General features: G+C 28.8%; 22 protein-coding genes. 19 read left to right on the top strand and 3 right to left on the bottom strand.

Annotation, left to right across the window (positions count from 1 at the left end):
• Positions 1-2: 2 nt before the first annotated feature.
• The 5 genes from CRU93_RS01220 to CRU93_RS01200 all read left to right on the top strand — a co-directional run bounded on the left by CRU93_RS01220 (position 3) and on the right by CRU93_RS01200 (position 3,571).
• The gene (locus tag CRU93_RS01220; RefSeq protein WP_129102358.1) at positions 3-818 is read left to right on the top strand and encodes a substrate-binding domain-containing protein; all 816 of its coding nucleotides are present in this window, start codon (positions 3-5) and stop codon (positions 816-818) included.
• A gap of 25 nt (positions 819-843) precedes the next feature.
• On the top strand, positions 844-1,536 hold the full coding sequence (locus CRU93_RS01215) for an ABC transporter permease (RefSeq protein ID WP_129102357.1): 693 nt from the start codon (positions 844-846) through the stop codon (positions 1,534-1,536).
• Positions 1,536-2,543 carry an energy-coupling factor ABC transporter ATP-binding protein gene (locus CRU93_RS01210; protein ID WP_164967597.1) on the top strand — a complete coding sequence of 336 codons (1,008 nt, stop codon included), beginning with the start codon at positions 1,536-1,538 and terminating at the stop codon, positions 2,541-2,543. The genes CRU93_RS01215 and CRU93_RS01210 overlap by 1 nt, the downstream gene beginning before the upstream one ends.
• A gap of 152 nt (positions 2,544-2,695) precedes the next feature.
• Positions 2,696-2,887, top strand: coding sequence for a sodium-dependent tyrosine transporter (locus CRU93_RS01205; protein ID WP_129102355.1), 192 nt, complete (start codon positions 2,696-2,698; stop codon positions 2,885-2,887).
• 3 nt (positions 2,888-2,890) lie between these two features.
• Positions 2,891-3,571 (top strand): alpha/beta fold hydrolase, encoded by a 681-nt coding sequence (locus CRU93_RS01200; protein ID WP_129102354.1) that lies wholly within the window; start codon positions 2,891-2,893, stop codon positions 3,569-3,571.
• Here the strand turns inward: CRU93_RS01200 and CRU93_RS01195 are convergent.
• Complete coding sequence (locus tag CRU93_RS01195; protein WP_129102353.1) at positions 3,563-4,201, bottom strand: Crp/Fnr family transcriptional regulator; 639 nt, start codon at positions 4,199-4,201, stop codon at positions 3,563-3,565. The genes CRU93_RS01200 and CRU93_RS01195 overlap by 9 nt on opposite strands.
• A gap of 205 nt (positions 4,202-4,406) precedes the next feature.
• Between CRU93_RS01195 and CRU93_RS01185 the strand changes: the two genes are divergently transcribed.
• The 14 genes from CRU93_RS01185 to yedF are packed head-to-tail and all read left to right on the top strand — an operon-like array spanning position 4,407 to position 19,801.
• The gene (locus tag CRU93_RS01185) at positions 4,407-6,644 is read left to right on the top strand and encodes a molybdopterin oxidoreductase family protein (RefSeq protein ID WP_258238784.1); all 2,238 of its coding nucleotides are present in this window, start codon (positions 4,407-4,409) and stop codon (positions 6,642-6,644) included.
• 2 nt (positions 6,645-6,646) lie between these two features.
• A complete protein-coding gene (locus CRU93_RS01180; RefSeq protein ID WP_129102350.1) occupies positions 6,647-7,213 on the top strand; it encodes a 4Fe-4S dicluster domain-containing protein in 567 nt (188 codons plus the stop codon).
• Positions 7,214-7,223: 10 nt separating this feature from the next.
• Positions 7,224-9,185, top strand: coding sequence for a proton-conducting transporter membrane subunit (locus tag CRU93_RS01175; RefSeq protein WP_129102349.1), 1,962 nt, complete (start codon positions 7,224-7,226; stop codon positions 9,183-9,185).
• A gap of 10 nt (positions 9,186-9,195) precedes the next feature.
• Positions 9,196-10,119 carry a respiratory chain complex I subunit 1 family protein gene (locus CRU93_RS01170; protein WP_099341036.1) on the top strand — a complete coding sequence of 308 codons (924 nt, stop codon included), beginning with the start codon at positions 9,196-9,198 and terminating at the stop codon, positions 10,117-10,119.
• Between the two features lies 1 nt (position 10,120).
• Positions 10,121-10,768, top strand: coding sequence for a hydrogenase 4 membrane subunit (gene hyfE / locus CRU93_RS01165; protein ID WP_129102348.1), 648 nt, complete (start codon positions 10,121-10,123; stop codon positions 10,766-10,768).
• Between the two features lie 3 nt (positions 10,769-10,771).
• Positions 10,772-12,256 (top strand): hydrogenase 4 subunit F, encoded by a 1,485-nt coding sequence (locus tag CRU93_RS01160; RefSeq protein ID WP_129102347.1) that lies wholly within the window; start codon positions 10,772-10,774, stop codon positions 12,254-12,256.
• A gap of 11 nt (positions 12,257-12,267) precedes the next feature.
• Complete coding sequence (locus tag CRU93_RS01155; protein WP_129102346.1) at positions 12,268-14,007, top strand: NADH-quinone oxidoreductase subunit C; 1,740 nt, start codon at positions 12,268-12,270, stop codon at positions 14,005-14,007.
• Between the two features lie 9 nt (positions 14,008-14,016).
• Complete coding sequence (locus tag CRU93_RS01150; protein WP_129102345.1) at positions 14,017-14,565, top strand: formate hydrogenlyase complex iron-sulfur subunit; 549 nt, start codon at positions 14,017-14,019, stop codon at positions 14,563-14,565.
• Positions 14,562-15,377, top strand: coding sequence for an NADH-quinone oxidoreductase subunit B family protein (locus tag CRU93_RS01145; protein WP_129102344.1), 816 nt, complete (start codon positions 14,562-14,564; stop codon positions 15,375-15,377). Before CRU93_RS01150 ends, CRU93_RS01145 begins: the two co-directional genes overlap by 4 nt.
• Positions 15,378-15,387: 10 nt before the next feature.
• Positions 15,388-15,735 (top strand): formate hydrogenlyase maturation HycH family protein, encoded by a 348-nt coding sequence (locus tag CRU93_RS01140; protein ID WP_129102343.1) that lies wholly within the window; start codon positions 15,388-15,390, stop codon positions 15,733-15,735.
• A complete protein-coding gene (locus CRU93_RS01135) occupies positions 15,732-16,187 on the top strand; it encodes a hydrogenase maturation protease (RefSeq protein WP_129102342.1) in 456 nt (151 codons plus the stop codon). Before CRU93_RS01140 ends, CRU93_RS01135 begins: the two co-directional genes overlap by 4 nt.
• Before the next feature lie 13 nt (positions 16,188-16,200).
• A complete protein-coding gene (locus CRU93_RS01130; protein WP_129102341.1) occupies positions 16,201-17,055 on the top strand; it encodes a formate/nitrite transporter family protein in 855 nt (284 codons plus the stop codon).
• Positions 17,056-17,065: 10 nt separating this feature from the next.
• Complete coding sequence (locus CRU93_RS01125) at positions 17,066-19,315, top strand: molybdopterin oxidoreductase family protein (protein ID WP_129102340.1); 2,250 nt, start codon at positions 17,066-17,068, stop codon at positions 19,313-19,315.
• A gap of 45 nt (positions 19,316-19,360) precedes the next feature.
• Positions 19,361-19,801, top strand: a complete 441-nt coding sequence (gene yedF / locus CRU93_RS01120) for a sulfurtransferase-like selenium metabolism protein YedF (protein ID WP_309109271.1) — start codon at positions 19,361-19,363, stop codon at positions 19,799-19,801.
• Between the two features lie 18 nt (positions 19,802-19,819).
• Here the strand turns inward: yedF and CRU93_RS01115 are convergent, their stop codons facing one another.
• Both CRU93_RS01115 and CRU93_RS01110 read right to left on the bottom strand, forming a co-directional pair.
• A complete protein-coding gene (locus tag CRU93_RS01115) occupies positions 19,820-20,188 on the bottom strand; it encodes an EF-hand domain-containing protein (RefSeq protein WP_129102338.1) in 369 nt (122 codons plus the stop codon).
• A gap of 62 nt (positions 20,189-20,250) precedes the next feature.
• Positions 20,251-20,769: a methyltransferase gene (locus tag CRU93_RS01110; RefSeq protein WP_129102337.1), complete on the bottom strand. Its 519-nt coding sequence runs from the start codon at positions 20,767-20,769 to the stop codon at positions 20,251-20,253.
• Positions 20,770-20,773 lie beyond the last annotated feature (4 nt).

Here is a 20,773-nt window from a genome sequence, read left to right as displayed (position 1 = left end):
AAATGAAGAAAATTTTATTATCAACAGTTTTAGCAGCAGCAGTAGCAACAAGTTCGTTAATGGCAAAAGACTTAATGATGGCGACAACAACTAGTACTGATAACACTGGGTTATTAGACTATTTAGCACCAATATTCAAAAAAGATACAGGAACTACATTAAAATGGGTTGCAACAGGAACAGGAAAAGCACTTAAAATGGGTAGTAATTGTGATGTTGATATTCTTTTTGTACATGCACCAGCAAGTGAGAAGAAATTTGTAGCAACTGGATACGGTGTTGATAGAGAACAAGTTATGTATAATGACTTTGTTATTATTGGACCTAAAAAAGATCCAGCACATGTAGCAGGACTTGCTCCAAGTAAAGCATTAGAAAAAATTAAAGAGAATAAATCAAACTTTTTTAGTAGAGGTGATAATTCAGGAACTAATAAAAAAGAGATTAGTTTATGGAAAAAAGCAATGGCTAAAGCACCTGAAAAAGCATCTTGGTATGTTCAAACAGGTCAAGGTATGTTAAGAACTATTAACATGGCAGCTGAAAAAAATGGATATACAATGACTGATAGAGGTACTTGGATTAAGTATCAATCACAAAAAGGTGATAAAAATACTATGAAAATTGTAGTTGAGGGTGATAAATCTTTATTTAATCAATATAGTGTAATTACAATCAATAAAGAAAAATGTTCAAAAGTTCAACCAAAATTAGCAAAACAATTTACAAAATGGATTGTAAAAGACTCTACACAAAAAATTATTGGTGATTTTAGATTATTAGGAAAAGCTTTATTTGTACCAAATGCAAATAAATAAGTTTTAAAACAAGGAAATTTACAGGATGAGTCTTTTTATTGATGGTTTTAATGAAGCACTGCAACTTTTAGTTTCTGGAAATGACAGTGTTTATTCTGCAATTGCAGTAACAGTTACAGTTTCATCATGGTCTTTATTTATTAGTTTATTAATAGGACTGCCATTGGGCTTTTTACTAGGGTATTATAACTTCCCTAGTAAACCTGTAATAAGAACCGTAGTTGATACACTTTTAGCTTTACCAACAGTAGTAATAGGTCTAATAGCATATACTATATTATCAAGAAGTGGTTTTTTTGGTTCCTTTGATTTACTTTTTAGTCAAAAAGCTATTATTATTGGACAAATTGTATTGGGAACTCCTATTGTTATAGCTCTTACTGCAACTCAAGTTGAATCTATTGATAAAAGATTGTATGTATCACTAAAAGGTTTAGGCGCAAATAAAAAACAGATTTTAATAACAACATTAGTTGAAGCAAGATTTGGTCTTATGACAGCTGCAATGACTGCTTATGGAAGAATTGTAACTGAAATTGGAATTTCAATGATGGTTGGTGGAAATATCAAGTATCATACAAGAACAATTACAACAGCAATTGCACTTGAAACAGGTAAAGGCGAATTTGTAACTGGAATTGCTTTAGGATTAGTTCTTTTTACAATTGCATTAAGTGTTAATATTGTTTTATCTATATTGAAAAGGAAATGGACATAATGAATCATCTTTTTGAACTTGAAAATATTACATATTTTCATGAAGATAAAAAAGTTTTAAATATAGATAAATTAATATTAGATGATAAACAAATCATCGGTGTATTTGGACCAAATGGAAGTGGAAAATCTACACTTTTTTCTATTTTATCTTTTGTAAATAAACCAAGTAGTGGAAATATATATTTTAATTCTGTTTTGAGTAAAAAGTTAGAACATAAGACAAAACAAGATGTAGTTATACTTCCTCAAAATCCATATTTACTTAAAAAAAGTGTTTATGAAAATATTATTTTTGGATTAAAGTTAAGAAAAGATTCTAAAAATTTAGATCAAAGAGTAAATGAAGCTTTATCTTATGTTGGTTTAAATGAGTCTTTTAAAAATAGGAAATATAATCAGCTTTCAGGAGGGGAAGCACAAAGAGTTGCCCTTGCAGCGAGGTTGATTTTAAAACCAAAAGTCTTGATTTTGGATGAACCTACATCCGGAGTAGATACAAACTCTGCACAACTTATAAAAGAAGCTGTATTTTTAGCTAAGCAAAAATGGGATACTACATTAATTATTTCTAGTCATGATCATAATTGGCTTAATCATACTTGCGATAAAAAAATTGCACTTTTTCAAGGAAACTTAGTTGAAAGTGGAAGTATAAATTTACTATTTCCTCCTTGGCAAAAAGATGATAATGCAAATTTAGTTAAAGAGTTTATCGATGGACAAAAATTAACTATAAAAAATAGTTCCTCTAAGAAAAAAGATTCTATAGTTATGATTAATTCAAAAGATATTCATCTTAATTGTAAAGATAATGAATGTAATTTAAAAGTATTGATATCTTCAATTTATAAAGATCCTTTAGAAGATAAAATGCAAGTAGAGTTTGTAATTGGAGGAATAAGTTTTAATACAAAATTATCAAAAGATGATATTAAAAAAAGTGAACTTTTTCCTGGTGTTATAACAAATGTAAAAATTGATACTTCAAAAATTTGTTGGATTTAATAACATAACTTTGACACTTTAAAATATTTTAGAATTATGCTAAAAAAGAATATTTTTTATTTGTAACACATTTGTAAAAACTTTTACTTTTTAGAAAAAAAACAACATAAAAATATTTTTTTAATGATAAAATAAGAAAAAAAGGAGTTTTTATGTTTGTAAAACTAAATGAGAGAGTTTATTTAAATATGGCAAAAATTACTAGAATGAAAATTGACCATGTAGAAGATGGAATTAGAGTAAGATTTTATGAAGGACAAGAACAAGTTGCTAAATCTAAAAGATTTAAAGAAGTTCAAGAAGCAGAAAAATGGCTTAATGATATTTTAGAAAAAGTAAACTAAAATTTGACAAAAAGAAGAGTTTATTTAATAACGGGTTTTATGTGTGATCAAAGAGTTTGGAATAAAGTTTTATCTTTATTTGATAACTCTTTTGAGTTTATACATATTCATATTTCTATTGAGAATAGTATTGAAAAAATTGTAGAAAAAATCAATATTGAAGATGAAAATATTATTTTAGTAGGCTTCTCTTTAGGTGGATATATTGCAAGTTATTATGCTTTAAAAAATCAATTTAAAGTCAATAAAGTTTTAGTAATATCTTCTTCTTTATGTTCTTTAAATCACAAAGAGATAAAACAAAGAGAGAATGCCTTAAAACTAACAAGAGAATATGGCTTTTCTATTATAAATGATAAAAAAATAAAAACTTTATTAGAAAATAAGAATGATGAATCTTTAATTTTTTTAATAAAAGATATGTATAAAAAAAATAGTAAAGATATTTTTCTTAATTTACTTGAAGCAACAACATACCGAAATGACTTATCAAAAAAAATAAATAGTACTAATATAGATTTTAATTTTTTATATTCAAAAGATGATATATTAATAAATAAAAAATGGATTTATGAGTTAAAAAAAAGTACGAATTTTAACTTTTTTGAACTAAATAGCTCCTCTCATATAATACCACTTGAAAAACCTCACATTACAAAAAGTATAATTGAAAACTTATTCTAAAGCATCAAGTTTTTCCATATTATTTATTATATATTTATTTTTATCTATTTTTTCAATTATTTTTTCTTTTTTTAATTCATTTATAATTGTAGATACAGTTTGTCTTTTTGAACCAATAAAGCTAGATAATACTTTTACTGATAAATCAATATTTATATGATATTTGCCATTTATAATATTATTTTGAGTTTTTGCAATATCTATAAAAAAAGAAGTAACTTTCTTTTTACAACTTTTAAAAACTAAGTTTTTTATAATATTTCTTTCTAGTTCTGCTCTATGTTTAAGTGATCTTATAACAGAAGTTGAGAACTCTTTATAAGAAAATAATGTGGCAAATTTCTCTGCATTTATTAAGTAAACTTCACTATCTTCTGTAAACTCAATAGCACAAGATGTTTCAGGTATTATAATATTATTTTTCTGTAAAAAATAAAGAATAAACTCTTGTCCATCTTCAAATATTAAAGCCTTTGCTTTACCATTTTTAAATACATAAAGAGTTAAAGAACCATCTTCATACTCCAAATTACCTTTTTTAAATTTTTTAATTGGAATAGAAGAAAAATCTTCTTCTGATAAAATTTTAGATAAATCAACTGAATCAATTCTTAGTCTGTTAGATTCCATTAGTATCCTTTAGAACTTTTATAAAATAATATTTAAATAAAAATATAATACTAATATATCAGTTAATTTCTTTTAAAAAAATTTACTTTTCCTTATTTTTGTCATATATATGACAGTTTTTATAAAAATATTATATTATTATTACGTTAAATTAATTTAATATTAAATATATTAATTAATTTATTAACTTAATAAAGGCTATGTCATGAAAAAAATTCAGACTACATGTCCTTATTGTGGTACAGGTTGTAATATTGATTTGCATGTTGAAAATAATAAAGTCAAAAAAGCAACTCCTACAAAGGGACATCATGTTAATGACGGAGAACTTTGTTTAAAAGGTCTTTATGGTTGGGAGTTTATTCACTCACCTAGAAGATTAACTAAACCATTACTTAGAAAAGAAAATAATAAATTTTCGAAAAAAGGAAGACTTGTTGAAGTGAGTTTTGAAGAAGCATATGATTTTATATCTTCAAGAATTAAATCAACAGTAGAAAAATATGGCGTAGATAGTATGATGGGGTTCTCATCTGCAAGATGTACAAATGAAGATAATTATATCTTTCAAAAATTTTTTAGAGTGTTAGGAACAAATAATATAGATCATTGTGCAAGACTTTGACATGGTCCAACAGTAGTCGGTCTGACTAAAACACTTGGAAATGGAACAATGACTAATGATTTAGTCGAATTTGCAACACATAGTGACGTTTTGTTTTTGATAGGAACAAATACAAGTGAGTGCCACCCAATTATCGCAATGCAGATGTTAAGAGGGATAGACCGAGGTGCTAAATTAATTGTAGTTGATCCTAAAAAAACTGATATGGCTAAAAAAGCTGACATATATATTCAAACACCAGTTGGATATAACATACCTTTTTTAAATGCAATGATAAATTATATTATTCAAGAAAAATTATATGATAGTGATTTTGTTGAAAAATATACATTAGGATTTGAGTATTTAAAACAAGCAGTTAAAGAGTTTACTCCTAAAAGAGTAGAAGATGAAACTGGTATCTCAGAAGAACTAGTAAAAGAAGCTGCACGAGAATATGCAAAAGCAGGTGCTGCAGCAATATGTTATACGATGGGAATGACTCAATTTATTGATGGAACTTCTAATATCTTTTCACTTTCAAACTTAGCACTTATAACTGGAAATATTGGTAAAAAAGGTGCAGGAATTAATCCTTTAAGAGGACAAAATAATGTACAAGGTGCTTGTGATATGGGTGCATTGCCTAATGTTGTACCTAATGGTTCAGTTACAAATACTGAAGTTAGAGAACATATAAAAGATATATGGGGATATGAAATTAGTGATAAAATTGGATTTCCTTTAACACAAGCTCCTACAAAAATAGAAGAAGAAAAACTTAAATTTTTATATGTATTTGGTGAAAACCCAGTGATGAGTGATCCTTGGACAGAACATTTTGTTGAAGCTGTGGAACATTTAGATACTTTTATTGTTCAAGATATATTTCTAACAGAAACTGCACAAAAAGCTGATTTAGTTTTACCTGCTGCATCTTGGGGAGAAAAAGATGGGACTTTCATAAATACTTCAAGAAGAGTACAAGTAGTAAAAAAAGCAGTAGAACCAGCAGCTGGATTATCTTCAGATTGGAAAGTTATTGCAAATATTGCCAAAAAAATTGGATTAAAAGGTTTTGATTTTGAAACTGCAGAAGATGTTTGGAATGAGATCAGAGAAGTTAATCCAAATTTTTATGGGGGTATGTCTTACGAAAAAATGCTTAAAAATGATGGAGTAAGTTGGCCTTGCCCAACATTAGAACATAAAGGAACACCTGTTTTATATGAAGATAATAAATCTATGTTACCAGATGGTAAATTTAGACTTGTACCTGTAATTTATTCAAAAGATAAAAATAAAAGAACTGAATTGGAAAAAGAGTTTTTACATAAATTTGATATACCAAATGATTATCCTATTGGTTCAGGTTCAGTAAGTGAAGAGGTAAATGAGTTATACCCTTGCCTTTTTACAACTGGAAGAAAAGTTTATCATTATCATACAGGAACAATGACAAGAGAGTGTAAACCTTTAGAATTGGGCTCTGACATAATGGGACCTGCAATAGAAGTAAGTGAAGATATTGCAAGAGAACGTAAATTAGATGAAGGATGTTATGCATTAGTTGAAAATAAAAGAGGAAAAATTGCTGCAAAAATTAATATAAATCCTGATTTAAGACATGGCACAATTTTTACAACTTTTCATTATGCTGAAGCAGATGGTAATGAATTGGTAAATGCAGAAGATAAAGATCCCTTATCTGGGATGAACCCTTTAAAAATGACTATAGCAAATATCAAAAAAATATCAGAAGAAGAGTTTTTAAAAATTAGAAATGAAACAGATATAAAAATGCATCCATCCGAAATTTATCGAACAGTAAGGAGATAAAAATGATTTTAACTTTAAATAATAGATATGTTGTAGCTGATCCAAATACATGTATTGGCTGTACAACTTGTATGGCAGCTTGTTATGAATCTGCTTATAATAGAGGAAAGTTGGCAGTTCCTAGATTAATTGTAACAAGAACAAAAACAGGAACAATGCCTAATCAATGTAGACAATGTGATGATGCTCCATGTGCAAATGTATGTCCCGTAGGAGCTTTAGAGTTTGGTAAAGATTCAATTTTATTACATGAAGAGATTTGTATTGGTTGCAAAATGTGTACTTTAGCTTGTCCTTTTGGAGCTATTAGACCAGAAGCAGAGCCAATGCCTTCAATTGATTATTCAATGGAACCAAAATATAACTTAGGTGTTGAATCAGAAGTTGGAGTTAAATCAATTGCAGTTAAATGTGATTTATGTATTGGAAAAGAAGATGGCCCAGCTTGTGTTGAAGTATGCCCAACGGGGGCATTGGTTTTTAAAGATAAGATGACTAATAGTTGTATAGATGAAAAAGCAAAAGTAGCAGTTGAAACTTATGTTAACGAAAGATCAAAATTTTTATAAAGGATAATTTATGGCACAAGTATATTTTATATATTTAATTGGCTGTATTATTTCATTACTATTATATAAACAAAATAGAATTGCTGCAAAAGTTGGATTTTCAATCTCTGCTATTGCTTCAGCATATGGAGTTTTATATTTTCTAATAAACATAGGTGAAAGTTCAAGTTTTACTATGTTTGAAAGTTTACTGTATAGTCCAAAACTTACATTAAATCCTTTAGGAAATTTTTTCTCATTTGTTGTATCTCTTATAGCATTTGCATCTTCAGTATATGCAATTCAATATACACAAGAGTATGAAAAAAAAGGAAGTCTTGCTGTTATGGCAGCTATGTTTAATGGCTTTATTTTATCAATGCTTTTATTAATTGCATCATCAGATGTATTTTGGTTTATAATTTATTGGGAATGTATGACACTAATTTCTGCATATTTGATTTGTTTTAATGACTCAAAAGAGTCGTTAAAGGCAATTATGATTTATTTAGGAATTGCTCATATTGGTGCTATGTGTATATCTGCAGCATTTTTACTTTTAGCTTCACAAAGTGGATCTTTAGAGTTTAGTTCTTTTGAACATGTAACTTTAACTCCTTTAAAAGCAAGTGTGATTTTTATATTAGCTTTTATAGGTTTTGGTTCAAAAGCAGGAATGTTTCCTATGCATGTTTGGTTGCCAAAAGCTCACCCAGCAGCTCCAACAAATGTATCTGCACTTATGAGTGGGGTTATGATAAAAGTAGCATTATTTGGAATTATAAAATTTTGTTTATGGCTTCCTGTAATGAAATGGTGGGGATTATTAATTATAGTAGTTGGAGCATTATCTGCTTTATTAGGAGTGCTATATGCTTTAGTACAACACGACTATAAAGCACTTTTAGCTTACCACTCTGTTGAGAATATTGGAATTATTCTTTTAGGTTTAGGAACAGGGGTTTATGGAATTGCTGCACATATGCCTACATTAGCTGCAATTGGATTTTTAGCAGGTATGTATCATATTTTAAATCATGCAACTTTTAAAGGTTTATTATTTTTAGGTGCAGGAAGTGTTCTTTATACAACTCATACAAAACAAATGGATGTTTTAGGTGGACTTGCACGAAAAATGCCATTAACTGCATTTGCTTTTTTAATTGGATCTTTATCTATTACTGCAATACCTCCTTTAAATGGATTTATTAGTGAGTGGGTTACTTATCAAGGTATGATTCAAGGTGCTTTATCTGAATATATGAGTAGTAGAGTGATTTTTGTAATTGCTGTAATAGCTTTAGCTTTAACAGGAGCTTTAGCAATTATGTGTTTTGTAAAAGTTTATTCAGTTATTTTTGGTGGTACACCAAGAGATGAAAAAATTTTTAATAAAGCTAAAGAGGTACCTTTTACTATGGTATTAGGTATGTTTATTCTTGTTGCAGGATGTATAGCATTTGGTTTAGGTGCAAATGTAGTAGTAGAAAATATAATGTTAGTTATATCTTCTTTTTCTGAACCTTATGTAGCTACTAATAGTACAGTGATAACTTCACCTATTGGTTCAATGGTTTCTCCATTATTAATATTAATAGTATTAGCAATTAGTTTATTAATACCAATATTAATAGTTAAATTATTAAATGCAAATAGAACTAAACCAAGACAAACTGATCCATGGGCATGTGGTTTTAAATATAACAGTAGAATGCAAATGACAGCTTCACCTTTTACAGGAGACTTAAGAAGACTTCTAAATTGGTTATACAAAAGTGAAACAAAAGTTGTTGATAAAGGTTATTTTAAACCTGTTGTTTATGAAACGCACGCAAAAGATGTATGGTGGGATTTATTATATGCCCCAATAATTAATTTGACAACAAAAAGTGCAAAACTTATTTCAAAAATGCAAAATGGAAATGTTAATTCGTATTCATTATATATTTTAATAGCACTTTGCTTATTTGTTGGCATAAGTTACATTATTTAAAGGATTTGCTATGAGTAGTATATTTTTTATGATATTACAAGTTATTGCAATTATTCTTGTGGCTCCTTTATTTGATGGAATGGCAAGAAAATTAAGAGCAAAACTTCAATCACGTGAAGGAATTCCTGATTTTTTTCAAACATATAGAGATATATTTAAATTGATGAAAAGAGCAAGAACTGCTCCAAATTGTGCCCATTGGGTATTTAAAACTGGACCATTTACTATTTTTGCAGCAGGAGCTGCACTATTAGCTGCTATACCTATTACATATAGTACAAACAGTTTTGCAGGAGCTTATTCTGATATTTTAGTATTTATTTATATAGGAGCACTTTTAAGATTTATTTTTGGTGCAACTTCAATTGATTCAGGAAACCCTTTTGCAGGTGTTGGTGGAGGAAGAGAACAAATAATTGGTATTTTTGTTGAACCTGTACTTATGATTAGTTTATTAGTTGTTATTTTATTAGCAAAAACAACTAATTTAGTTGAAATTCAACACTTAGTAAGAGTAGGTGAAATTGGATATCAAACTCCTGCATTTGCAATTGCTTCAATCTCTTTTCTTTGGGCAATGTATGTTGAAGCTGGAAGAAATCCATATGATTTAGCAGAAGCAGAACAAGAGTTACAAGAAGGTGTTTTAGGTGAATATTCAGGTTCAGACTTTTCATTGGCACATGCAGCTTTAATTTTAAAACAGTTTGCAATGATTGGGTTATTTTTAACTATTTTTGAACCTTGGAATTTTGAAAATCCAATATTAGCTTTGATTGTTTTTATATTAAAAGCTGGAATATTTTATGTAGCTGCTGTATTTATTGATAATTTTGGACCTAGATTTAAAATATTAACAAGTTTTAAAAATAGTGCTATACCTCCATTAATAGTATCAATTATTGCATTAGTTTTATATGTGGTAGGAGTTTAACATGATTGATTTATTAAGTATTTTATCAATAGTTTTAATTATTAGTTCACTTTGTGTTTTTGGAATTAGAAATTATAAAATTGCCACATATGTGTATGCTTTTCAAACATTTATTTTAGTAATGATATTTTTATTTTTATATATAACATATGATGCTGAACAATTAGGTGGATGGGCAATAATTGCATTTTTTACAAAAGTTATTTTTGTTCCATTTATTTTATTAAGATTAATAAAAAAATTAAAAGTAGAGCATGAAGATGAACCAGTACTTGGCTTTTTTATAAGTCCAGTGGTTGCTATTGCATTCTCATTAGCTATTGCAATGGCTATTTATCCAATATATTTAAAATTTTCATTAATACAAGAGCATATTCCATTGATTGCTTCAATTACAATTTTTATGATTGGTATTTTTGGTTTCATATTAAGAAATTCTGCCATCAAACAAATACTTGCTTATTGTACTTTTGAAAATGGTATACATTTATCTTTGGCATTAATGGCATATAACTCACCAGAAATAGCAGAATTAGGAATTTTAACTGATGCTATTTTTGCTGTTTTAATTATGGCTATTTTATCTCAAAGATTTTTCAAATATTTTGGTTCTTTAGATGTATCTAAAGCAAATGAATTGAAAGGATAAGTTATGGAAATTCAAGAATTATTAATTATATTAATGCTTATTCCTTTTGTAGCATCAATTATTATTTGGTTTGCCCCAAATAACTATAAAGTATTAAGTATTCTTCATGTGCTAGGAGCAATTTTAAATGCAGTTATAGGATTAAGTATAGTATCAAGTGTAATAAATGGACAAACATATTTTGTTTTTAATGATATGTTTTTTATAGATTCATTAGGTGCTGTATTTATTAGTCTTATTTCAGTTACTGGCTTATTAGTAAATTTATATTCAGTTAAATATATGCAATGGGAATTAGATCATAAACATTTAGAAGTTAAAGATACAAAACTATTCTTTAGTTTGTTTCATCTTTTTGTTTTTACAATGACTTTTTCTGTATTAGCAAATAATATTGCATTAATGTGGGTTGGAATTGAAGCTACAACATTATCTTCTGTATTTATGGTTGCATTAAATAAAAATAAAAAATCAACTGAGACTGGATGGAAATATATTGTTATTTGTAGTATTGGTTTAGCATTTGCTTTATATGCAACAGTTTTACTTTATAGTGCAGGTTTTAATGTAATTCATGATAGTCATAGTGCAATGTTATGGACAACATTAATTGCACATGCAAAAGATATTGATCAAGATGCATTAAAACTTATATTTATTTTTGCATTAATTGGTTTTGGTACAAAAGCAGGACTTGCACCAACGCATACTTGGTTGCCAGATGTTCACTCTGAAGGACCAGCACCATCTTCAGCTATGCTTTCAGGAATACTTTTAAAATGTGCAATTTTAGGTGTTATTAGATATTACGCTGTTACAGGTAATTCACTTGCAGGATTTGAATATGTACAATCTTTGATGATTATAAGTGGTCTTATAACTATTTTTATTGCATCATTTTTCTTGCTTGTTCAACATGATGTAAAAAGAATGTTTGCATATCACTCAATTGCGCATATGGGTGTAATTGCTTTTGGTTTGGGTGTTGGTGGACCAATAGGTCTTTTTGCAGCACTTTTTCATGCTTTAGCACACTCAGTAACAAAAGCTTTGGCTTTTTGTGTTACTGGAAATATGATTCAAGTATATGGAACAAGAGATATGACAAAAATGGGTGGTTTGATTAAAATAGCTCCTATTACTGCAATACTATTTGGTATTGCTGTTTGTTCTCTTGTTGGGGTACCTGGCTTTGCAATATTTGTAAGTGAGTTCTTGATGATTAAACAATCAATTATTGGTAATTTAAATATTGAAGTTACACTATTTATTATTGGTTTAATTATTATTTTTATTGCAGACTTTTCTCACTTTAATCTTGCAACATTTGGTGAAAGTAGATCAAAAGTATTAACAAATGAGTTGCCATTAAGTGCAAACTTACCATTAATTGGTCTAGCTGCATTAATTTTAATCTTTGGATTGTTTACAGTTAGTCCTTGGGTTACATTACTTAAAAATGCAGTAAATATTATTATGGGAATATAAGGAGATAGGCTATGAAAATAGGTGAAAATTTAATTAATAAAGTAAAAGAGAAAATAGCCATTAGTGATGTATATAGACAACCAGAAGATCAAATCACAATAACTGTTGATAGAAACGATCTTCCAGAAGCGGTTAGAATTTTATATTATGACTTAGGTGGTTGGTTATCTTCTATGGTTCCAAATGATGAAAGACAAATAAATGGTAATTATACTCTTTATTATATTTTATCAATGGAAGGTGGAAAAATGACGCCAGATGATGAAATTGCAAAAGAGGATAAATGTTGGATAACAGTAAAAACATATATTCCAGCAAATGATCCAACATATCCGTCTGTAACTCTTAAAGTTCCAGCAGCTGTTTGGTATGAAAGAGAAGCTTTTGATATGTTTGGCTTAACTGCAGTTGGTTTACCAGATCCTAGAAGATTGATGGTATCTGATGATTGGCCAGAAGATCTTTTCCCTTTAAGAAAAGATTCAATGGATTATAGACATAGACCAAATCCTGTTGATCATAAAGATGAACCAGAACATGAATTTATAAAACCAGAAGGTGCAGGAGTTTTAGATGTTCCTTTAGGTCCTTTGCATATTACAAGTGATGAACCGGGTCATTTTAGATTGTATTGTGATGGGGATACTATTATTGATGCTGATTATAGACTTTTTTATCAACATAGAGGAATGGAAAAATTAGCAGAAAATAGAATGAACTATGACCAAATGGGTTATTTAGCAGAAAGAGTTTGTGGTATATGTGGTTATGCTCACTCTATTGCTTGTATAGAAGCAGCTGAAAAAGCAATAGGTTTAGAAATTCCATTAAGAGCTCAAGCTATGAGAGTTATATGTTTAGAGATTGAAAGATTACATTCTCATCTTTTAAATATAGGTCTTGCTTGTGAAGTAACTGGTAATGTAAATGCATTTATGCATATTTTTAGAATCAGAGAATTTTCTATGGAATTAGCTCAATTAGTAACAGGTGGACGTAAAACTTACGGAAATGTTGTTGTTGGTGGGCTAAGAAGAGATATGACAGGTGATGAGATAAAACAGAGTTTAAAACTTTTAGAAACAATTGAAACTCAAACAAATGAAGTTTGGGATGCAGTTATGGATGATAAAAGTCAAGTGGGAAGATGGAAAGGTGTTGGAATATTAGATAAGCAAGTTGCAAGAGATTTTTCAGCAGTTGGACCAAATGTTAGAGGTAGCGGATTTAAAAGAGATTCAAGATATGACCATCCATATGATTTTTTAACTCAACTTGATTTTGATATTCCAACTGAAGATGGTTGTGATGTATTTGCAAGAGAGACAGTAAGATATAAAGAATTATTACAATCAGTTTCAATAATTAGACAATGTTTTGAGATGATGCCAGGAGGATTAACTGTTATTAAACCTCAAACGCTAATTAAACCTCAAGCTTTTGCAATTGGTAATGATGAAGCACCAAGAGGTGAAAATATTCACTGGATTATGCATGGTAATGCACAAAAAGTTTATAGATGGAGATGTAGAGCTGCAACTTATAATAATTGGCCATCTTTAAGATATCAGTTTAGAGGAAATACAATTGCTGATGCAGCACTAATTGTTTGTTCTTTAGACCCTTGTTATTCGTGTACAGAAAGAGTTACTGTTGTTGATGTTAAAAGTAATAAATCTAAAATATTAACACATAAAGATTTGAAAAGATATTCTCAATCTTTGAAAAATCATCCACTAAAAAATATGTAGGAGTAAGAAATGAAACTACTTGATATGGCAAACAAATATGGAAAAGCAACATATGCTTATCCTTTACAACCTTATGAGGTTGCAGAGAATTTCAGGGGTAAACCATCTTATACATATGAAAATTGTATAGGGTGTACAGCTTGTGGTGTTGCTTGTCCATCAAATGCAATAAATGTAAAACTTAATAAAGACAAAACAAAATTAGTTTGGCAATTTGATGCAGCAAGATGTATTTTTTGTGGTAGATGTGATGAGGTTTGTCCAACTGGTGCAATTGTTTTATCAAATGAGTTTGAACTAGCAGTTAAATTTGATAGAAATAATTTAAAAGAAAAAGGTGAACTTGATGTAGAGTATTGTGAAGTTTGTAATAAACCTTTTACAACAAAAAGATTAATTGCTTATGATATCGAAAGATTAAAAAAAGTAGGTTGGAGTAAAGAGAATATAGATTTAAAAGTTAAATATATAAGAACTTGTCCTGATTGTAAAAGACAAATAGAAACAGAAAAAATGTCAAAATATTATTATTCTAATAAAATAAGAGGTGCAAAATGAGTAAAACATACATAGTACCAGAAGATATAAAACAAGCAAATAATCTTGAAGCAAAATTAGAACATCTTAAAAATATTAAGCAAAGTTTTAATGTTTATAGAGTTGATTGTGGTTCTTGTAATGGATGTGAAATTGAAATTTTTGCAGCAACAACACCAATGTGGGATCCTGAAAGATTTGGGTTCAAACTCGTGGCAAGTCCAAGACATGCAGATATTTTAATCTGTTCTGGACCTGTTACAAGACAAATGTATTATCCTCTGTTAAGAGCATATGAAGCAGCTCCTGATCCAAAAGTAGTAGTTGCAATTGGTGCATGTGGTTCTAGTGGAGGAATTTTTCACGATGCATATAGTGTTTGGGGTGGAGTAGATAAAGTTATTCCTGTTGATGTTTATATTCCAGGATGTCCTCCCCATCCAGCAACTATTATTCACGGTTTAGCATCTGCACTTGGTATTTTAGAACAAAAACTTGAGTATAAAGAACATAAAGACGGTTCAAATGAAGCACCTGTAGTTAAGAACTCATTATTAGGAAATATTCTTTTTGAAAGGGATACTCTTGCTGAAGCAAAAAGATTAATGAGTTATTTCTTTGGTAGAAAATTATATGAAAAATATATGCATGCTTTATCTCAAGTTAAAGATATAAAAAATGTCCAAGAGACTAAAAAATTAATGGAACTTTATATTGAAGATGAAACAGATGATAGATATAAAGAGTGTATGAAAAGATTACATAATAGTGTTTATTTAAAATATATGAAACACTATAAAGTAATAAAAGAAGAAGATAAATTCCAACTTTAAGAAGTTTATTATGATTGAAGTATGTAGATTAACAAAAAGAAGAGTAGATCCCACATCAGAAAAATTGCCTCATAAATATGAGCAGGTAAAGATTTTTTCAATGGCTGTTGGGCATGGTGTAGGAACAGTTGATTTTATGGAGTGCATAGAAAAAATTGATGAAAAAGAGTACGAAGTGATTTTAAATAAATGCGAAGAGTATGCAAAATTCAAACTAGGAAATTTAACTAAATACTTTGAAGTTGAAGTATTTCCAGAACATGCACAACAGTTAATTCCTCAAATGCCAGATTGCTCTTTAAAAGAGATATTTAAATCTTTAAAAGAAGGATTTATAGTAATAAGGAAAAATCTATGAAAAAAGCAATCTTAACAATTGGAAATATATTAAGAGGTGATGATGGAATTACAAATTACTTAGGAAATTTAATAGAGGAGGAAGATAAGTTAGATTGGAAAATATTTTATGGGGAAGATATCCCTGAAAGTCAATTTAATAAGATAAGAGAATATGCTCCTGATCTTATTATTGTTGCAGATGCTATTACCGGTATAAATGTAGGAACGGTAGAGGTTATAGATGTTTCAGATGATGTAGATTATATGTATTCTACTCATAATCTACCAGCTCCTATTTTGATGAGTTATTTAAAAAATTTTTGCAAAAGGGTGCTTTTTTTAGGTTTAAGTGTTAATTTAGAAAATGTCTTAGATATTAACGATAAATTATCACAAGAAGCAGTAAATACAGCTCATAAAGCTTTAAAAAAAGTTATTGAAATAGATTCAATTTTTGAATCAGATAAGTAAATAAGGATTTAATATGTTATCGCCAGCAGATACGGCTCGTTCATTAGAAGAAAGTTTTGGTCATAAAGCAAAGATGCCAATTATTAGTATAATTTTTTTATCAATAATGGCTGGAGGTTCTATTGGTATGGGTGATATTTTTTGGGCCCATTCAACAGTAGGTGTAGCGCAAGCTTCATCACCAGGAGTTGCAAATTTTATAGGTGGTTTAGCTTTCTCTGTAGGACTTATGATGGTAGTTTTCTTTGGTGGACATCTATTTACAAGTTCTTTGATGACAGGGGTTAATACAATAGATCATAAATTATCATTTATTAAAATGGCAAGTTATTGGGTTATTGTATGGGTATTTAATTTTTTAGGGGCATTTATAGTTGCATATATGTATTATAAAAGTCAATTACCATTGAAATATGATGGAGCAATTCTTGAGCATTTCTTGCATTTAGGGATTGTAAAAAGTAACCTGTCTTTTGAAGCTGCTTTTTTAAGAGGAATTTTCTGTAATGTATTTGTATGTATGGCTGTTTGGTCAGCTCAAGGTGCATCAGATACATCAGGAAAAGTACTAGCTATAGCATTTATTATTGCAGCATTTGTTGCTTGTGGGTATGAACACGTTGTTGCAAATATGTTCATATTTAGTGAAGCTTTACTAGCAAAAGCATATTATTTACATGAAGTAGGAGGAACTCTTCAAGCATTGGCAGAATTTGCTCATACTTCAGTTGATAAGTTAGAAGCATTAAGTTTTGCAAATATTTTCCCTAAAAATTTATTACCAGTAACACTTGGTAATATTGTTGGAGGATTATTTTTTGTTGGACTTGTTGGATTTATGTCTCATAAATCAGATATGAAAAAATAAAGGTAATATTATGAAAAATACGAAAGTTATTTGTCCCTATTGTGGGACAGGTTGTGCTGTTACATTATCTTCAGAAAATAATAAGATAATGTCTGCACACGGTGTAAAAGGACATCCAGTAAATGAGGGAGAACTTTGCTTAAAAGGAAAATATGGTTGGGATTATGTAAGTTCAAAAGAAAGACTTACTAAACCTTTAATTAGAAAAAAAGATGGTGTTTTCTCTAAAGAAGGTTCTTTTGAAGAAGTTTCTTGGGATGAAGCAATCTCTTTAGTTGTTTCGAAAATGAATGAAGTAAAAGAGAATTATGGATCAGATTCTTTAGTAGGAAATTTTTCAGCTAGATGTACTTTAGAAGAGAATTATTTAGCACAAAAATTAATGAGAGCAGTAATAGGAACTAATAACGTAGATCACTGTGCGAGAGTTTGACATGCACCAACAGTAGCCGGTCTGGCTAAAACAATTGGTAATGGTACAGCAACAAACAGTTTTACAGAATTAGGAGTTTACTCAAATTGTATTATGATGATTGGTTCTAATCCAGAAAATGGACATCCAATAGCAGCAATGCATATTCAAAAAGCATTGAATAGAGGTTGTAAATTAATTGTAATTGATCCAATAAAAACAGAGTTTGCTCAAAAAGCAGATGTTCATATTCAACTTCCAGCTGAATATAATATTCCGATTATTAATGCTCTATTAAATCATATAATTGCAAATAATTTACAAGATGAAGAGTTTATTAATAGTTGTACAAATGGTTATGAGTATGTGAAAGAAGCAGTTAAAGATTATACACCAGAAAAAGTTGCACAAATGACAGGTGTAGATGAAGAATTAATTAAAAAAGCAGCAGAACTTTATGCTACAACAAAACCAGCTGCAATTACTCATGGTATGGGAGTGACACACTTCAATCATGGTGTTGGAAATGTTTATGATGTTTCTAATTTAATGTTAATTACTGGAAATATAGGAAAACTTGGAGCAGGAGATTTACCTTTAAGAGGTCAACAAAATGTTCAAGGTGCATGTGATATGGGTGTATTAGTTGATACTTATCCAAATCTTATGAAAGTTACATCAAAAGAAGGAAAAGAGTTTTTTGAAAAAATCTGGGATTGTAAACAACCTTTAAGTACAAAAATTGGTATTCACAAAACAAAAGTTCCAGATGCAATTATGGATGGAAGAGTTAAGTTCTTCTATACTATTGGAGAAAATCCAGTTATATCTGAGCCTAATACAAACCACTTTTTAAGAGGTTTATCTGAGCTTGATTTTTATGTAGTTCAAGATATTTTCTTAACTGAAACTGCACTAAAAGCTGATGTAGTTTTACCAGCAGTTAGTGTTGCAGAAAAAGAAGGATGTTATTTAAATGCAGAAAGAAGAGTTCAATATAATGAAAAAACATTAGAACCAAAAGGTGATGTAAAACAAGATTGGGAAATTGTTTGTGAAATTGCTAAAGCCTTAGGAGCTACAGATTTTAATTATAATAGTGCAGAAGAAATTTGGGAAGAGATTAGAAAAGCTGATCCTAAAAGATTTGGTGGAATTAGCTATGCTAGATTAAAATCTGAAAATGGTATTGCTTATCCTTGTCCAGATGAAAATCATCCAGGAACACCAAGCCTTTATATGGATAGAAAATTCTTTACAAAAGATGGAAAAGCAAATTTTGCTCCAGTTATTTTTATTGATGATAAAAATGATACTGAACAAGCCCATGAAGAATTAAAAGCAAAATTGAATCTTCCTCAAAACTATCCAAGTATGGTAGGTTCAGTTGATGAAAAAACAGATAAAACATATCCAATTGTATTATTAACTACAAGAAAAGTTTATCAATATACAGTTGGAACAATGACAAGAAAATCAAAAGCTATAGAGCATGGTGGAGATATTCATGGTCCTAGTGCTGAAATAAGTCCTTTATTAGCTGAAAAATATAATTTAAAAGATAATGATTATATTAAAGTTGAGAGTAGATATGGATATATAGCTGTAAGAGTAGAGACAACAGAAACTGTTCCAAATGATGTAATGCAAATGACATTTCACTATTGGGAAGGATTATGTAATGAATTAACAAGTGGTGGTTTAGATCCTATTTCTTTAACACCAACATATAAAGCAGCAGTAAGAATGGAAAAAATTACTGAAGATGAATATATTGAAATTTTAGCACTTAAAAAAATAAAATTTAAATCATCTAAAATTATATTTGATGATTATCATCACGCTTAATAAAAAAGAGGTTTTCCTCTTTTTTATTATTAAAAGTGCTTCTTTATAAAATTAATTATACAATACCTCTTTAAGCTTCTAGTTAGAAGAGAAAGCTATGGCAAACAAAGCTTTTTTATTAACTTACAAAAAAGGCAATTTATGCAAAATACATTAAATAAAACTGTTTTTATAAAATCAGATAAAATTGGTGAGGGTGAATTAGGTTCAATGCTTACAAAAGGTTTTTTAAATGCAATGAGTCAACAAGAAAACTTACCAGAACAAATTATTCTTGTAAATAGTGCAATTTTACTAGCAACTGCAAATGAAAATGATGAAGTTTTAGCAATACTAAAAGATTTAGAACAAAAAGGTGTTAAAATATATTCTTGTGGAACTTGTTTAGATTTTTATGAAAAAAGAGATGATTTAAAAGTTGGAAAAGCAGGTAATGCAAATGATATTATTAATGCTCTTTTAAATACAAATACAGTTAGTTTATAATAAGTAAGAGTAAAACTCTTACTTATTATTCATCATTCTTCCCATTCCTTGACCATTATTCCCACCAGGCATTCCTTTACCTCTTTGCATTTGTTGCATTCTTTCTGAACGGAATTTGTCAAATTCCTCTTTTGTCAATTTACCATCACCATTTTTATCCATATCTTCAAATGATGGTGCATTGCCTGCATTTCTCATAGGCATATTTTGTTGAGCTTTTTGAGTCATTCTGTCATTTCTAACTTTATAAAACTCTTTTGATGTAACAATGTTATCACCATTTATATCAAATGAGTTAAAAGGAATTGGCCCTCTATTGGGGAAATTTTGGGCAGCCAAAAAAGTACAAACAGCTACACTTAAAGTAGCAAGTTTTAAAATTTTCATTAGTTATCCTTTTCTTTAACTTAATAAAATTATACTACTTATAGTTTAACCAATATTTAATATTATGTTTTATATATAAAAATGGGATTTTTTAGAATAGAAGTATCATTTAGAACTTCTTTTTCTTTTATATTTCTAAAAGAGAAGGTATTACTTACAATTGTGGTATTTATAGTCTCTTTAAAAAGTTTATTTTCTAGTTTTTTCATTCCATTAGGATACAAATAACATACCAAATCACAATCTTTTAAATTTTGTTTTAAAAAATCTTTTTTGTAAAAATGTACATTTTTAACTCTTAATATATATTTTAATATAACAGAAATATAAAAAGGAATAATAGATACTTCATAACCAATGATTTTTTTATTTGGAAAGTTTACTGCTAGGTGAATAGCAAGTGTTCCAAATCCTGAACCCAAATCTATAATTGTATTATTTGAAGAGTTTTGTAAATATTCTAAGATTATTTTTTGTGAAGGTTTAGAAGTTGGCATTGGAGAAATACCAACTTTAAGAGAACTAATAACTATAAATAAAATAAAAATAAGTAGAATTAATAGTAAAATATATTCAAACATTTAC

It is taken from the genome of Arcobacter sp. CECT 8985 (genome assembly GCF_004116495.1).
In the GTDB taxonomy this organism is placed as follows: domain Bacteria; phylum Campylobacterota; class Campylobacteria; order Campylobacterales; family Arcobacteraceae; genus Malaciobacter.
The sequence above is the reverse complement of the archived record's forward strand: the minus strand, read 5'-3'. Positions and strand labels throughout refer to the sequence as shown.